15 protein-coding genes are annotated in these 15,704 nt (G+C 64.0%); 12 read left to right on the top strand and 3 right to left on the bottom strand.

The genetic code is table 11. The features are described 5' to 3' along the window. Nucleotides 1–7 precede the first annotated feature (7 nt). From ACFODV_RS10315 to ACFODV_RS10305, 3 genes are read left to right on the top strand one after another with little or no spacing between them, the layout of a single operon-like run. A complete protein-coding gene (locus ACFODV_RS10315; protein WP_379758624.1) occupies nt 8–1,363 on the top strand; it encodes a malonyl-CoA decarboxylase in 1,356 nt (451 codons plus the stop codon). Then, nucleotides 1,360–2,877: a malonate--CoA ligase gene (locus tag ACFODV_RS10310; protein WP_379758621.1), complete on the top strand. Its 1,518-nt coding sequence runs from the start codon at nt 1,360–1,362 to the stop codon at nt 2,875–2,877. The genes ACFODV_RS10315 and ACFODV_RS10310 overlap by 4 nt, the downstream gene beginning before the upstream one ends. Before the next feature lie 20 nt (nt 2,878–2,897). Continuing rightward, nucleotides 2,898–3,494, top strand: coding sequence for a 2-hydroxychromene-2-carboxylate isomerase (locus ACFODV_RS10305; RefSeq protein ID WP_379758618.1), 597 nt, complete (start codon nt 2,898–2,900; stop codon nt 3,492–3,494). A gap of 9 nt (nt 3,495–3,503) precedes the next feature. On the opposite strand, the gene ACFODV_RS10300 is transcribed toward ACFODV_RS10305, so the two are convergent. Further along, on the bottom strand, nt 3,504–5,486 hold the full coding sequence (locus ACFODV_RS10300) for an aconitate hydratase (RefSeq protein ID WP_379758616.1): 1,983 nt from the start codon (nt 5,484–5,486) through the stop codon (nt 3,504–3,506). 61 nt (nt 5,487–5,547) lie between these two features. Continuing rightward, the gene (locus tag ACFODV_RS10295) at nt 5,548–6,237 is read right to left on the bottom strand and encodes a GntR family transcriptional regulator (RefSeq protein ID WP_379758613.1); all 690 of its coding nucleotides are present in this window, start codon (nt 6,235–6,237) and stop codon (nt 5,548–5,550) included. Nucleotides 6,238–6,377: 140 nt separating this feature from the next. Between ACFODV_RS10295 and ACFODV_RS10290 the strand changes: the two genes are divergently transcribed. Genes ACFODV_RS10290 through ACFODV_RS10275 form a run of 4 tightly spaced genes read left to right on the top strand, consistent with a single transcriptional unit; the run spans nt 6,378 to nt 8,761 of the window. Next, nucleotides 6,378–7,112, top strand: coding sequence for a haloacid dehalogenase type II (locus ACFODV_RS10290; RefSeq protein WP_379758610.1), 735 nt, complete (start codon nt 6,378–6,380; stop codon nt 7,110–7,112). Nucleotides 7,113–7,127: 15 nt separating this feature from the next. Then, the gene (locus tag ACFODV_RS10285; protein ID WP_379758607.1) at nt 7,128–7,376 is read left to right on the top strand and encodes a hypothetical protein; all 249 of its coding nucleotides are present in this window, start codon (nt 7,128–7,130) and stop codon (nt 7,374–7,376) included. Continuing rightward, the gene (locus ACFODV_RS10280) at nt 7,373–8,320 is read left to right on the top strand and encodes a D-2-hydroxyacid dehydrogenase family protein (protein WP_379758605.1); all 948 of its coding nucleotides are present in this window, start codon (nt 7,373–7,375) and stop codon (nt 8,318–8,320) included. Before ACFODV_RS10285 ends, ACFODV_RS10280 begins: the two co-directional genes overlap by 4 nt. Before the next feature lie 42 nt (nt 8,321–8,362). Next, a complete protein-coding gene (locus ACFODV_RS10275; protein ID WP_379758602.1) occupies nt 8,363–8,761 on the top strand; it encodes a carboxymuconolactone decarboxylase family protein in 399 nt (132 codons plus the stop codon). A gap of 12 nt (nt 8,762–8,773) precedes the next feature. On the opposite strand, the gene ACFODV_RS10270 is transcribed toward ACFODV_RS10275, so the two are convergent. Further along, complete coding sequence (locus ACFODV_RS10270) at nt 8,774–9,427, bottom strand: flavin reductase family protein (RefSeq protein ID WP_379758599.1); 654 nt, start codon at nt 9,425–9,427, stop codon at nt 8,774–8,776. A 503-nt stretch (nt 9,428–9,930) separates the two neighbouring features. Here ACFODV_RS10270 and ACFODV_RS10265 point away from each other — a divergent pair. The 5 genes from ACFODV_RS10265 to ACFODV_RS10245 all read left to right on the top strand — a co-directional run bounded on the left by ACFODV_RS10265 (nt 9,931) and on the right by ACFODV_RS10245 (nt 15,690). After that, nucleotides 9,931–10,707, top strand: a complete 777-nt coding sequence (locus tag ACFODV_RS10265; RefSeq protein WP_379758596.1) for a bacteriorhodopsin-like — start codon at nt 9,931–9,933, stop codon at nt 10,705–10,707. Nucleotides 10,708–10,863: 156 nt separating this feature from the next. Further along, nucleotides 10,864–11,931: a polyprenyl synthetase family protein gene (locus ACFODV_RS10260; RefSeq protein ID WP_379758593.1), complete on the top strand. Its 1,068-nt coding sequence runs from the start codon at nt 10,864–10,866 to the stop codon at nt 11,929–11,931. Next, on the top strand, nt 11,928–13,520 hold the full coding sequence (gene crtI / locus ACFODV_RS10255) for a phytoene desaturase family protein (RefSeq protein ID WP_379758590.1): 1,593 nt from the start codon (nt 11,928–11,930) through the stop codon (nt 13,518–13,520). Before ACFODV_RS10260 ends, crtI begins: the two co-directional genes overlap by 4 nt. After that, nucleotides 13,517–14,497 (top strand): phytoene/squalene synthase family protein, encoded by a 981-nt coding sequence (locus ACFODV_RS10250; RefSeq protein ID WP_379758587.1) that lies wholly within the window; start codon nt 13,517–13,519, stop codon nt 14,495–14,497. The genes crtI and ACFODV_RS10250 overlap by 4 nt, the downstream gene beginning before the upstream one ends. Further along, nucleotides 14,494–15,690: a lycopene cyclase family protein gene (locus ACFODV_RS10245; RefSeq protein ID WP_379758584.1), complete on the top strand. Its 1,197-nt coding sequence runs from the start codon at nt 14,494–14,496 to the stop codon at nt 15,688–15,690. The genes ACFODV_RS10250 and ACFODV_RS10245 overlap by 4 nt, the downstream gene beginning before the upstream one ends. Nucleotides 15,691–15,704: the final 14 nt, after the last annotated feature.

Genomic DNA, 15,704 nt, shown 5'->3' with positions numbered 1-15,704 from the left:
CGAGATCATGAACATGAGCTTTCTGCAGGAGCTGTTCACCACCATCACACGGCGGGACGCGCTGCGCCGCCGGCGCCGCGCCGGTGCCCCACCCCCCCACCATGGCGAGGTGGTCGATGCCTGCGCGGCGCTGCTGGCCAGCGACGGCGAGGCCTCGAGCATCGCTCTGGCGAGCCGCGCCCTGGCGCTCTACCAGGGGCTCTCGCCACAAGAAAGGGTCGCATTCTTCGAACGCCTGGCGGCGGATTTCGCCGCCGAGCCCGAGGCCATCGACGGCGCCTATGCCGCCTATCGGGAAGCACGGGACAACGATAGCCTGCAGGCGCTGTTTCTGGCCTGCGAGCCGCGCCGCCAGGAGCTGTTCCGGCGGCTCAACCTGGCCAGCGACGGCACCCATGCGCTGGTGGAAATGCGCGAGGACCTGCTCGCCCTGCTGCGTGAACGGCCCGATTTCACCGGCATCGACCGGGACTTCGCGCACCTGTTCGGCTCCTGGTTCAACCGCGGCTTTCTGGTGCTCAAGCGCATCGACTGGAACACCCCGGCCTCGATCCTGGAGAAGATCATCCGCTACGAGGCGGTCCACGAGATCCAGGACTGGGACGACCTGCGCCGCCGCCTGGACGCCCGCAACCGCCGCTGCTTCGCCTTCTTTCATCCGGCGATCGGCGACGAACCGCTGATCTTCGTGGAGGTGGCGCTGTGCAAGGGCCTGCCAAACCGCATCCAGCCGATCCTGGGCGGCGAGGACGGCGGCGTGGAGGATCCCGAGGATGCCGACAGCGCCGCCTTCTTCGGCATCAGCAACTGCCAGACCGGTCTGCGCGGCATCTCCTTCGGCAACTTCCTGATCAAGCAGGTGGTCCAGGAGCTCAAGCACGAGTTGCCGCAACTCAAGTATTTCGTGACCCTGTCGCCGGTGCCGGGCTTTCGACAGTGGCTCGAAGAGCGCCGCCACGACGAGAGCCTGCCCAGGGCGCTGCGCGAGACCCTCGGCGAACTCGACGCGGCCGAGTGGCAGCGGGAACCCGAACGGGCGGCGAAGCTCGAGGCAGTGGTCAAGCCGCTGGCCGCCCGCTACCTGGTCCACGAGAAGAACGCTCGCGGCAAGCCGCTCAATCCAGTGGCTCGTTTCCACCTGGGCAACGGCGCCGAGCTGCACCGGGTCAACTGGCTGGGTGACGTCTCGGCCAAGGGGCTCAAGCAGGCCGCCGGCCTGATGGTCAACTACCTCTATGTGCTCGACGATATCGAGCGCAATCATGAAAACTATACCGCCAACGCCACCGTGGCCTCCTCGAGCGACGTCCGAGACCTCGCCCGCAAGGCTCGGAAGATGGCCAAGGGAGAGAGCAGCAAATGAACCACAACCTCTTCGCAACCTTCGCCGAGCGCATGCGCGAACGCGACGACGCCGACTTCATCACCACCCGCGAGGGTCAGCGCTACACCTACGCCGACGCCCTGGCCGCCAGCGCTCAACTGGCCGGTGCGCTGACCGGGATCGGCGTACAGCAGGGGGATCGAGTCGCCGTACAGGTCGACAAGAGCCCCGAGGCCATCCTGCTCTATCTCGCCTGCCTGCGCATCGGTGCGGTATACCTTCCTCTCAACACCGGCTACACCGGCGAGGAGATTCGCTATTTCCTCGCCGATGCCGAGCCGGCGCTGTTCGTCTGCCGTGCCGCCGTACTGGATGAAGCACAGCGGATCGCGACAGAGACCGGCTGCCCGGCGGTGGAGACCCTGGGCACCGCCGCCGACGGCAGCCTGATGGAGAAGGCCGCCGCCGCAACGCCCCGGGAAGATATCGTGCCCCTGGGCGAGCGGGACCTGGCGGCGATCCTCTATACCTCCGGCACCACCGGGCGCTCCAAGGGCGCCATGCTGACCCACCGCAACCTCGGCTCCAACGCCGAGACCCTGCGCCAGGCCTGGCACTTCACCCCCGAGGACCGGCTGATCCATGCCCTGCCGATCTTCCACACCCACGGCCTCTTCGTGGCCTGCAACGTCACCCTGATGACCGGCTCGAGCATGCTCTTTCTGCCGAAGTTCGACGCCGATGTGATCTTCGAGGAGATGCCACGCGGCAGCGTGCTGATGGGCGTGCCCACCTTCTACACCCGCCTGGTGGCCGACGAACGCCTGACGCCGGAGGTGACCGCCAACATCCGCCTGTTCGTCTCCGGCTCGGCCCCGCTCACCGCCGAGACCCACCGGGAGTTCGAGCAGAAGACCGGCCATGCCATCCTCGAGCGCTATGGCATGACCGAGACCAACATGAACCTCTCCAATCCCTACGATGGCGAGCGCCGCGCCGGGACTGTGGGCATGCCGCTGCCCGGCGTGGAGTTCCGCGTCATGGACCGCGAGACCCGTAAGCCCGTGCCACGGGGCGAGATCGGCATGCTGGAGATTCGCGGCCCCAACGTCTTCATCGGCTACTGGCGCATGCCCGAGAAGACCCGAGAGGAGCTGCTGGAGGACGGCTTCTTCATCACCGGCGACCTGGCCATGGTCGACGACCAGGGCTATGTGCACATCGTCGGTCGCGACAAGGACCTGGTGATCTCGGGGGGCTACAACGTCTACCCCAAGGAGGTCGAGCAGCTGATCGACGAGCTGGAGGAGGTCGACGAGTCGGCGGTGATTGGCCTGCCCCATCCCGACTTCGGCGAGGGGGTCACCGCCGTGGTGGTGCGGCAGGCCGGCTCGAGGATCGACGAGGCCGGGGTGCTCGCCCACCTGAATGGCCGGCTGGCGAAGTACAAGCAGCCCAAGAAGGTGTTCTTCGTCAGCACTCTGCCCCGCAACACCATGGGCAAGGTGCAGAAGAACGAGCTCCGCAAGCAGTTTCAGGACACCTACCGCTGACGCGACAAGGAACAGAGCCAATGGCCCGCCAGATCACCTACTACTATACCCATGTCTCCCCCTGGAGTTACCTGGGCCATGCGCGGCTCGGCGAGATCGCCGCCCGCCACGGTGCCACGGTCGACTATGTGCCGATCACCCTCGGGGCGATCTTCCCGCGCACCGGGGGTCTGCCACTCGCCAAGCGCGCCCCGGCCCGCCAGGCCTATCGGCTGGCAGAGCTCAGGCGCTGGCCTCAGCGGCTGGGCCTGCCGCTCAACGTGGAGCCGAAGCACTTCCCCACCGACGACCGCCCCGCGGCGCGGCTGGCGCTGGCGGCCAAGGCCCACGGGCACGATATCGCCGAGCTATCGCTTTCGCTGATGCGGGCCTGCTGGGTCGAGGAGCGAGACATCGCCGAGGCCAGCACCCTGCGCGAGATCGCCGACGCCGTGGGGCTGGATGGCCGGGCCCTGCTTGCCGAGTCCGAGGGACCGGAAGCACAGGCCCGCCTCGACGAGACGTGTCGGGTCGCGCTGGTGGAAGGCTGCTTCGGTGCCCCCTGGTACAGCGTCGACGGCGAGCCCTTCTGGGGCCAGGACCGCCTCGAACTGGTCGAGGCGGCCCTGGCTCGCTGACCCGGTGACTCAGCGGGCCGCCGTCGCCTCGGCCCGGCGCGCCCGCAGCAGGTTGATCACCCCGCCCACCGCCAGCAGCTCCCGCTGGCGGTGGCTCATGCCGTGATGCAGGTAGAAATGGCCCTTACCCACCACCTCGGCAGAGAGGTCTGGCCCGGCAGCCAGCTGGGCGTGCAGGTCGCGGATCACCAGGCTGTCGCCCTGCTCCAGACGGCCGGCGTCCATCGGGTTGACGAAGGTGAGCGGCAGGGCGCCGAAGCACACCAGATTCTGCCAGTGGATGCGCGCGAAGCTCCTGGCCAGCACTGCCTGCAGGCCAAGATAGCGAGGCACCAGGGCGGCATTCTCTCGGCTCGACCCCTGACCGTAGTTGTGACCGCCGACGATGGCGTGCCCGCCCAGTTTGCGGCTCGCTTCGGCGCGGCGGGCATAATCGGGATCGATCGATTCGAAGGTGAAGGGTGCCGAAGCGTAGACGCTGCTCCAGTAGGGCATCACCCGCTGCCCGGCCGGCATGATGTCGTCGGTGGAGACATTGTCGCCAGTGACCAGCAACACTGGCACCTCCAGGATATCGGGGAGCGCGAAGAGCTCCGGCAGCGCCGGGGTGTTGTCGGTCTTCTGCAGCGGCTTCAGGCGCGCCTCGGCCGGCGGCAGCGGCGCCGTGAAGAGATCGCGGTTGACCACCATTTTCTCGGGCTCGGTGATGCGTGGACAGACCATGTCGAGGGTCCGGGGATCGGTGATCACTCCCATAAGCGCCGAGGCGGCGGCGGTCTCGGGGCTGCACAGGAAGACGCTGTCCTCGCGGGTGCCGGAGCGGTACGGGAAGTTGCGCGGCACGGTACGCAGGCTGTTCAGACCCGCCGCCGGCGCCTGGCCCATGCCGATGCAGCCATTGCAGCCAGTCTGGTGGAGCCGCGCCCCGCTGCTCACCAGGTCGGCGAGGTAGCCATCGCGGATCAGGGTGGCCAGCACCTGGCGCGACGAAGGGTTGATGTCCAGCGAGACCCCTTCGGCGACGCTGCGCCCGCGCACCATTTCCGCCACCACCGCGAAGTCCCGGTAGCCCGGGTTGCCCGAGGAACCCACGTAGGCCTGGTGCAGCGGCTCGCCGGCCACCTCGCGAACCGGCACCACCCTGTCGGGGCTCGAGGGCAGCGCGATCAGCGGCTCGAGGCTCGACAGGTCCAGGGTCTCCTCCCGGCCGTAGGTACAGCCCGGCTCTGCGGAAAGCGGCTTCCAGTCGGCCTCGCGGCCGCGAGCCGCCAGGAAGCGGCGGGGCTCGTCGTCGCTGGGAAAAACCGTGGCGGTGGCCCCCATCTCGGTGCCCATGTTGGCCAGCACATGGCGGTCCATGGCGGAGAGATGCTCGAGCCCCGGGCCGTGGTACTCGATGATGGTGTCCTTGCCGCCGGCCACGCCGTGACGGCGCAGCAGCTCGAGTACCGCATCCTTGGCCGAGACCCAGTCGGGCAGGCGGCCCTCCAGGCGGATGCCCCAGACCTCCGGCATGGTGAGGTAGAGCGGCTCACCGGCCATGGCCATGGCCACCTCGATGCCGCCGGCGCCGATCGCCAGCATGCCCAGCGAGCCGGCGGAGGTCGTGTGACTGTCGCAGCCGACAATAGACTGGCCAGGGAGACCAAAGTGCTCCATGTGCACCGGGTGGCTGATGCCGTTGCCGGGCCCGGAGTACCAGATCCCGAAACGCTCACAGGCGCTCTTGAGGAACAGATAAGTCTCGGCATTGAGATGGTCGGCCTGTACCAGGCCGTGATCGATGTACTGAACGCTGGGCTCGGTGTGCACCCGGTCGAGGCCCATGGCCTCGAGTTCGAGCATCACCAGAGTGCCCAGAACATCCTGCAGCAGGGCCTGGTCCATGCGCAGAGCGATCTCGCTGCCGGGGGTCATTTCCCCGGCCACCAGATGATCGCGGATCAGTTGCTGGGCCAGGTTGAGGGGCGTTCGGGAATCACGAGAGATCATGGAGTGGTCCTGAGACTGTTGTTGTAGGGACTCGTTAGCAGGGGACTCGCGACAGGGAGCGTCAGGCGCGGTGCAGTCGACGACGCAACGCCGGTTCGCCGACCTCCTCGTCGCAGGCTGCCGGGCGCAACTGGGCAGCCCTGGCCGCCAGGATATGCGTGCGCATCACCGAGGCGGCCCATTCGCCATCGCCCAGCGACAGGGCCCGGATAAGCTCGCTATGGTGCTGCATGCTGCCGTGCAGCTCACTTCGCGTGTAGCGGTGGAAGCTTCGCCGCGACACGGGAATCTGCACGATGGTCTCAAGCAGCCGCTGCAGCCGGGGGCTATCGGCCGCTGCCACCAGCTCGGCGTGAAAGCGGTTGTTCAACTCGGCAATCTCGTCCACAGAAGCGTCATCACCGCTCTCGCAGAGCACCTCCATCTGCTCCGCCAGGTCGTCGAGGGCAGCCAGTTGCTCGGCGTTGATTCGCGGCGCGGCCCGCCTCACTACCTGAGGCTCAAGCAGCACCCGCAGCTCGAACACCTCTTCGACGTCGCGTTGGGTCCAGGCCACGACCCTCGCCCCATGGTGGGGAATCGCTTCTACCCAGCCATCCGAGACGAGACGACGCAGTGCCTCGCGGATTGGCGTGCGGCTAAGCGCGAGCTCCTGGCCAATGATGGCCTCCCGCACGTAGCTGCCAGCCGGGTACTGCCCATCGAGGATGCGTTTCTTGATGATCTGGTAGACGCGATCGGCGGCGGTCATGGCGGACTCTCTTCAACCAAGGTAGAAGGCAATATTGTGTACGATTCATTGCATAAGTGCCCAATATAGGCCTACATTTGGCGAAAATCGAGAATCATTGCATACAACTTTATACCCGATCGCTCGGAAGGAGAGGCCAGATGAGCCAAACACAGGACGGCCTGGCCGAGGTGAGAGCGCTGACCTTCGACGTCTTCGGCACCGTGGTCGACTGGCGCAGCAGCGTGATCCGCGAGGGCGAGACCCTGGGCCAGACCCGCGGCCTCAGCGTCGACTGGGCCGCCTTCGCCGACGCCTGGCGCGGTGGCTATGCGCCGGCCATGAACCGGGTGCGCCGGGGAGAGCTGCCCTGGACGCGGCTCGACGACCTGCACCGCATAACCCTGGACCGACTGCTTGATGAATTCGGCATCGGCGAGGCCCTGAGCGAGGAGGACCGGCAGCATCTCAATCATGCCTGGCACCGCCTCGACCCCTGGCCGGACAGCGTGCCGGGGCTCCAGCGCCTGAAGTCGCACTTCATTCTCGCCACTCTCTCCAACGGCAACGTCTCGCTGCTGGTCAACATGGCCAAGCATGCGCTGCTGCCCTGGGACTGCGTGATCTCGGCGGAGCTGGCGGGGCATTACAAGCGCGACCCGGAGGTCTACCACAAGGCCTGCGATCTGCTCGACCTGGCCCCCCATCAGGTGATGATGGTGGCGGCCCACCAGGACGACCTTCAGGCGGCTCACCGCGAGGGGCTGCGCACCGCCTTCGTCAAGCGACCGCTGGAGCATGGCCCCGATGCGATCCCCGACCTCACGGTGGACCCGGTCTTCGACCTGGTGGCCGATGACTTTCACGACCTGGCCAACCAGCTACTAGACCCCTGACCCGAGAGCGCCTCCATGAGACTCGATCCCACCTCGCTCAGGTTGTTCGTCCGGGTCGCCGAGACCGGCACCGCCGAGGCGGAGTTCATCTACCACCCGCTGCTCGGCAACGGCACGGTGCTGGAGATCGCCATGGCGATGGGCTCGGGGGTGCTCGGCATCATCGCCCTGATCGGTGCCCTATTCGACTGGCAGTCCCTGAAACACCGCCAGGCCGCGGGGACACCGGCGCGCCCCACCCCTGACAAGGAGCCCGCACGATGAGGATCGTGATTCCCGACGACTACCAGAACTGCGTGCGTCACCTGGACACCTTCGCCCAACTGGAGGGCCACGACGTCACGGTGTTCAACGACACCGTCACCGACCTGGACACCCTGGTGGAGCGCTTCCAGGACGCCGAGGCCCTGGTGCTGATCCGCGAACGTACGCCGATCACCGCCGAGCTGCTCGAGCGACTGCCCAACCTCCGGGCGATCAGCCAGACCGGCGGCGGCGCGGCCCATGTGAACATGGACGCCTGCCGCGAGCGTGGCGTCACGGTAATGGCCGGCACCGGCTCGCCCCATGCCGCCGCCGAGCTCACCTGGGCCCTGGTGATGGCCGCCATGCGCCACATCCCCGAGGAGGTCGCCAACCTCAGGGCGGGGCGCTGGCAGCGCACCCTGGGTACCGGCCTCAAGGGCCGCACCCTGGGCATCTTCGGCTACGGCAAGATCGGCCAGCTGATGGCCCGCTACGGCCAGGCCTTCGAGATGAACCTGCTGGTTTGGGGCCGCGAGGGTACCCGGAGCCGCGCCGCCGAGGCGGGCCTCGAGGTGGCCGGAAGCCAGGCAGAGTTCTTCGAGCGCAGCGACGTGCTGAGCCTGCACCTGCGGCTCAACGAGGGCACCCAGGGCATCGTCACCGCCGACGACCTGGCCCGCATGAAGCCCTCCGCCCTGCTGGTCAACACCAGCCGGGCGCCGCTGATCGCCCCCGGCGCCCTGGAGGCCGCCCTGCGCGCCGGACGCCCGGGCATGGCCGCGGCGGACGTCTTCGAGTCGGAGCCGGTGGTCCAGCACCCGCTGCTGGAGCTGTCCAACTTCCTCGGCACGCCCCACCTGGGCTACGTGGAGAAGGACAGCTACGAGCTCTACTTCGGCGACGCCTTCGCCAATCTGCTGGCCTTCGCCGCCGGCGAGCCCGTCAAGAACCTGGCCCAGTAGCCGCCAACAAGAGTGGCCGCCCCCAGACAAGGAGCCCCGACCATGAGCGACCGACAGGATGATCTCGACCCCAGGGGACTCGCCACCCGGCGCGAGGTGCTCGGCGACACCTACGTGGACGCCGCCCTCTCCCAGGTAGACGACTTCAGCTGGCCGATGCAGGAGCTGGTGACCCGCAACTGCTGGAACGACATCTGGAACCGCCCGGGCCTGGCGCGTCCTACCCGCAGCCTGATCAACATCGGCATGCTGGTGGCGCTGAACCGCCCCCACGAGCTCAAGGTGCACCTGCGCGGCGCGCTGAACAACGGCTGCAGCGAGGAGGAGATCCGCGAGGTGCTGCTGCAGTGCGTGCCCTACTGCGGTTTCCCGGCGGCCATCGACGGGATGAGGGTGGCCCGCGAGGTGATCGCCGCCTGGCAGGAGGAGCAGTCCGGCTGAGCCCGGCGGCCCTTATCGGCCGCCGCGCTGCTGTGCGCTCATGGCGCTGCCCGAGGCCGGGCGCTCCACCTCGAAGAGGTCGGTGCAGCGGGCATAGTCATTGCCGGCCATGCGCCCGATGGGTTTGAGCTCATCGAGACTCACATGACGGCCGTCCCACAGGGCGTCATCGATATAAATCGACACCACCTCGGCCAGCACCAGGTTGCCGGCCCGCGGCTGGTCACCGAAGCGGATGATCTCGCGCAGCCGGCAGCCGAAGGCTACCGGGGCGCCGGCTACCCGAGGCACCGAGACCCCGGCCATGGCGACCTTCTCCAGCCCCACATGCAGGAACTCGTCCTCGCCGTGGGCCAGCCCCGCGCTGGTGGCATTCATCTCCGATACCAGCCCCTCGCCGCTGATGTGCACCACGCATTCGGGCACCTCGCCCAGATTGCGGATGGTGTCCTTGGCGTTGCCGTCGCCGTCGAGAAGCGGTGAGAAGCCCAGCACCGGCGGATTGACGCTCACCACGTTGAAGAACGAGAAAGGCGCCAGATTGGCATTTCCTCGACTGTCCAGGGTCGAGACCCAGGCAATGGGCCGCGGGCAGATGCTCCCCGATAGCAGGCGGTAGATCTTCCCCGGGCTCAGCCCGTGTTCTTCCAGTAAATAGTCGCTCATGGATAGGACTCCGTCGGGATCGTGCCCCTGATGGTAGCCCATCTCATCCCGCCCCGTAGCACCATGAAAAGATGTTTATTTCCGAATATGAGCAACAGACTGGTCAGCCTTGCCGGCGCGCCATTTTCTTATACTATAGTAATACGAACAGGTAAGAAAACGATTGTCGCTGCGCGGAAAACGCGTCTCATTGGCGGTTTGACGACCAGGACCAGTAGAAAAGCATCTATCAACGAATCGCTGCGACACGATGACGCGGCGAAAAACAGTCAAAACCCTGATGAGGCTGATCCTGGCATGATCGAAGAAAAAAGCGCATTTTTTCGGCATCTTATGGAGAGATTCTGTGACCAAAAGCCGTGATGCGCCAGGCAGGCCACCCTCAAAAATTCCCTTGTTTTTGTACAATACCTATACTAGATTAACTTCGTTACTCAAATATTATATTTGGATAACTTTTCCGTCTGCTCGATAAACAACGACTCACGCTGCTGGAGATGTTCATGGAAATCGAAGCTCTATCAATAGGGCAGTACTCATTTGTCCAGAACGCCTACTCGTTCGGCTTTGCCGTGATGGCAGCTGCAACGCTGTTTTTCTGGCTAATGAAATCCGAAATTGCCCCTGCATATCGCCTTGCCGTCACGATAACTGGCCTGGTAACAGCAGTGGCTGCTTATCATTACTTCCAGATCATGACGTCCTGGGGAGCTGCCGCTGATATCACCTCGGGCGAAGTTCTCTCAACGGGCCAACCTTTCAACCAGGCCTATCGCTACGTTGACTGGCTGCTGACCGTACCGCTGCTACTCATTGAGCTGATTCTTGTCATGCGTCTTTCGCAGCAGGAAACCATCAAGAAATCGACCATTCTCGGCGGCGCGGCAGCATTGATGATCATCCTGGGCTATCCGGGCGAGGTCTCCGAAACGGGCGGCCTGCGGTTCGTTTTCTGGGTTCTCTCGATGATTCCGTTCGTCTTCATCGTTCACCAGCTGGTGGTGGGACTCAAGGGGTCCATTGATTCACAGCCGGAAAGCGTGAAGAAGCTGATTAACATCTCCGTCTACCTGGTCATCGGCTCATGGCTCTTCTACCCGATCGTCTACCTGTTCCCGCTGGTAGGTCTGACGGGCGGTGCCGCCATTACTGCCCTTGAGGTTGGCTACACCGTGGCTGATATCGTGGCAAAAGCCGTCTTTGGGGTCTTCATCTTCATGATTGCTGTGCGCAAGTCGAAGCTGGAAGGCGAGACGAAGCCGGTCAGTGACCAGTCCTGAATCTGCCGGTGATGTAACGCAGCTTGACGTGGTATAGACAGCCATAACCTTGCAGGTTTAGTGATTGGCTCGATGCTCAAGCTGGATGTTCGGGGCTCAGTGACCACAACAGGTTGCGAGCCCCTATATCCTTACACTGGTAGAAAGGACGTTGGCATGGCTCCTGCGATATCAAACCGTTACGCTGCCAATTTCCACCTTTCTCATGACAATGAGACGTCTGGATCGTCGCCAGGCCACGATTCAGAGCCGCTGGAACACTTGGAAGCAACAAGGCAACAAGTCGATGAAGAGCTGATTCTGGTCAAGGGTTTGATGCGAGAAAGCCTGGGTGCTCCCGACGCATGGCCAGCGGTCGCCGCAAGTCTCTATCATCTCGACACCGGTGGCAGCTATTTACGTGCACGCTTCGCGTTGATGAGCGGAATCGCTTATGGCGCAAGTCTCGCCCATCGAACGGCGGCAGCGGCAGCAACGGAGCTGGTTCATAACGCCTCTCTGGTCCACGATGACATATGCGATGCAGACACAAGTCGCCGGGGGCAACCCTGCGTCTGGCAAAGAGACAACCCTGCCGTGGCCCTATGTAGCGGCGACCTACTGCTCACAGCGGCATTCCGCGTCGCGCTGAGAAGCGACTGCGCCGATCATTGCATGTCGCTGGTGACGCTTCTGACGGATCGGGTCAGCCAGGTTGTGGCCGGACAAAGCATTGAAGTCGCCGACCCTTGTTCAGAAGAACGCGTAAATCTCAATGATTACCTGGAGGCGACGTTAGCCAAGACATCGCCCCTGATCGCTCTGCCTCTCGAGGCTGGCGCCACGGGCGGAAAGCTCTCTGCTGCTCAGCATGCGCTCTTACTGCGGTTTGCCAATGCCGTGGGGCTTTCTTACCAGATCATCGACGATCTGGACGATGTCGATATGAACGCCGACTCGTTACACCACTACGACACGAGAACACACCACCGCTATCATGCCTGGGCCTGGCACTGGTCACGGCGGAAGGAGCGCACCGGTTTCGCCTTGCGAGATACCATGCAACGGGCTCTTAACCATGCTGATGCTGCTCTGGCAAGAGCAGAAAGACTGAAAGCAGAATTTCCAGCGCTTCTTGCCCACGCGCTCGACGACATCATCGACAGTTTGCGCCAGCGCTTGATGGTTCATCAGGCGACAATACGTAGACTGCCCCGCGACCTACACCAAGGCGCCATTTCATGAACAGACCCGCAGACGCTACCACCCTTGTCGAAGGCAGTGCGGAACATCATCTGCCGGGGGAATATGATTCGACAAAAGGAAAGGCCATCGTCATAGGGTCCGGGTTTGGCGGCCTTGCAGTGGCCATCCGCTTGTTGGCGGAGGGTTGGGCGGTCGAGCTGCTTGAGCGCCATAAGGACCTGGGCGGGCGCGCCCGAGTCTTCCATCTTGACGGTGTCGCTTTTGATGCAGGCCCTACCGTCATCACGGCGCCTTTCCTCTTTGAGGATCTGTTCAGGTTGCTTGGCGAGCGTTTCGATGAGCATGTCACGTTGCTTCCGGTGGAGCCTTTCTATCGAATGGAGTACGCCGACGGCAGTCATTTCAATTACAGCGCCAGCATCGAAGAAACCGTGGCAGAAATCGATCGACTGTCACCCGGAGAAGGTGACGAGTACCACAGGTTCCTGGCAGCCACGGAGGCGATGTATCAGCGTGGTTTTGTTGACCTGGCAGACCAGCCGTTCACGCGGGTCATGGACATGTTGCGAGTGCTTCCCGACCTGGTTCGTCTGCGGGCGGACATCAGCCTTCACGGATTCGTATCTCGCTTCTTCAAGGATGAGCGTCTGCAGCGCGCCTTTTCCGTTCCGTCGCTGCTGGTCGGGGGGCACCCTTTCAAGACATCGTCACTCTACGGACTCATTCATGCCCTGGAGCGGCGTGGCGGCGTGTGGTATCCCAAGGGTGGGACCGGCGCTCTTGTCACCTCACTGGCCGAACTCTTCCAGCGCCATGGTGGCGTGATAAGGACTCAACAGCACGTCAGTGCACTTACGGTTGAGGGCAAGCAGGTCACTGGTGTCGAGACCGCCGATGGCACTCACCGGTCGGCAGACATCGTGGTGAGTAACGCTGACCCCCTCCACGTTTATGAGCACTGGCTACCCATGGGACCCTGGGGACGCAGCCTGAATGCATGGCGTCGTCGTATGAAGCAATCGATGGGGCTGATGGTCGTCTATTTCACCACCCGACGCACCTACAGTGAACTGGAACACCATACGATCGTGTTCGGGGATACCTTTCGCGAGATTCTGGATGCCATTTTCGACAAGCATGAACTGGTCAATGATCTCAGCCTCTATCTCCACCGGCCCGGAGCGACCGACCCCGATATGGCCCCCGAGCAAGGCGATGCCTTCTACGTGTTGGCCCCCGTCCCCAACCTCAAGGGAGGGCATAATTGGGACACGCTGGAACCCCAGCTGACCCAGCAGATATTGAAGATGCTGGCAGAGCGGGTGATGCCCGACCTGTTCGAACAGCTGGGCGAGACGCATGCGGTTTCCCCTCGATACTTCCACCAGGAGCTCTCGAGTCCGTTCGGCAGTGGCTTTTCCATTGCCCCCACGCTGACGCAATCCGCCGGGTTGCGCTTCCACAATCAGTCACCTCATTTCAGCAATCTCTACTTTGTCGGCGCGGGAACACACCCGGGGGCCGGCGTACCCGGCGTGGTGAGCTCCGCCGCCGTCGTGGATCGGCTGGTGAAACAGAACCCGATAGCCCGGCCGCAGCAGACAGCCGATAAGTCGTTGGCATCATGACGACAGACGCCCACGCGCAGGCAACGCTGCGAAAACACAGCAAGAGTTTTTACTGGGCCGGCAGGTTCCTTTCCCGTGAGGAGCTGGACAAGGGCGCCCGCCTTTACCGTATCTGCCGCCAGGTTGACGACTGGGCCGACGACGCTCACTCCCGCGAGGAAATCCGACAGGCGCATCGCCGATTGGTCGCCCTGCACGACAGCCTGTCGGGCAGTCACGGCGATACAGCCCTGTCGTCGCTATCGGTTGACGAGGCCCGCCACGTTGTCGACCTGCAGGCGCACATCAGGGATCTCTTCGGCCATGACTCCGTCTCGATCCAGGCAATGCGCGACCTGCTGCTCACCATGATGGGTGATCTTTCGCTCGTCAGGATCGACGATGACGCGGAACTGCTGAGCTACGCCTACGGTGCGGCTGGCACCGTAGGCGTCATGATGTGTCACTGCCTCGAGGCGCGAGAGATTGACGCCGCCCGTGCCTTTGCCATCGACATGGGCATGGCCATGCAGATGACGAATATCGCGCGCGATGTCCTGGAAGATGCCCAGCGCGACAGAATCTATCTGCCACGCACCTGGATGACTCGGGAAGTCAGCGCCGAAGCCATTTGCCGGGGTGACACCGGCGCCCGGCACACCGCATGGATGGCAGTGAAAAAACTGGTGGCGCGGGCAGAGCACTACTACGCCAGCGGTTGGGAAGGCCTGGCCTACCTACCGCCGCGTCCGCGCCTCGCCATCGCCGTGGCCGGTCGCGTGTATCGCGATATCGGTCGCCGCATTCTGAGAATGGAAGAGGATCGATACTGGGCGAGCCGAGTAACGGTGCCGAAGATGGGAAAGGCCCATCAGAGCCTGCTTGCCCTGGCACAAGTGCCCTGGCGGGAAACCTCCCCGAGCCACGACAGTCGGCTTCACGAGCCCCTGCACAGGCGGCTTGCGCCTTTCTACTCCTCGAGAGACGCGCCACCATGACGCGGATGCCGGATACCGATGTCGCCATCATCGGGGCCGGACTGGCGGGCCTCAGCATCGCCACCTGGCTGGCCGAAAGCGGCGACGGGGCAACGCTGCCGCGGGTGACCCTGATCGAGCCTCGCCTGGAAGACGCCAATGACCATACCTGGTGCTTCTGGGATCAGCAGCCTCACCCATTCCGGGAAGCCATCTGTCACCGGTGGCCGCGTTGGCGCCTGCACCATAAAGGCCAGGTGGTGGAGCGCGAGGATCAAGAGGCGTGCTACGCCATGATCTCCGAGGATGCGCTAAGCACGACGGCCTCCCGCAAACTGCAAGACGTCAACGAATTCGACGTCAAGCGTGGCACTTATGTCCGGTCGATTTCACCCGGCCGAGACTTTCTGGACGTGAACACGACGCTGGGCACATTGGAAGCCCGGTTGGTCATCGATACACGCCCCCCTTCCCTGTCATCGCTGTCTCGACAGCAGGGGATGTGGCAGGTCTTTCATGGCCTGGAACTGGAGGTCCCGGGCCATGGCTTCGATGTCACGACGGCCACCTTGATGGACTTCCAGCCCTCGACCGACAGCATCGACTTCATCTATCTGCTGCCCCTCTCATCCACTCGGCTACTGGTGGAATGGACATGCTTTCACGTCGACCGCGGGGCACCGACGTGCAGAGACCTGCTGACACCGGAAGGCCTGCCCAACCGGCTTGCGCATTGGCTACACCAGCGTCTGACAGGCTGGACGGTGATCCGACACGAAACAGGGTGTCTGCCCATGATGCCGGTCCGCCCCCCCACTCTGGACAGCCGCTACCTGGCAGCCGGGGTGCGAGGAGGATGGATGCGGCCATCGACGGGCTACTCCTTCGAGACCTGCCAGCGGGGCGCTAGAGCGGTATCGGGACAGCTGCTTCAGGCTGCCGCCACCGGTCGTTGGCAGCTGTCGGCACCCCGCTTGCGCGGACCCGTACTGCACTGGATGGACAAGGTGTTTCTGCATGCGCTGCGCAGGCAACCCGAGCGAGCCCCAGAGTGGTTCATGCAGATGTTTGCTTCCACCCAGGCGGCACAGCAGCGACGCTTTCTGGGTGATACGCCGGGCTGGCTCGACATGCTGGCCATGATGCGAGCCTTGCCGTCCGCGCCCTTCCTCAAGGCCGCCCTGGCCATGGCGATATTGCCGACCGGGCGCTGACGTCAGATAACCGT

This window comes from Halomonas tibetensis (assembly GCF_042643535.1).
Classification (GTDB): Bacteria; Pseudomonadota; Gammaproteobacteria; order Pseudomonadales; family Halomonadaceae; genus Halomonas; species Halomonas tibetensis.
The sequence above is the reverse complement of the archived record's forward strand: the minus strand, read 5'-3'. Positions and strand labels throughout refer to the sequence as shown.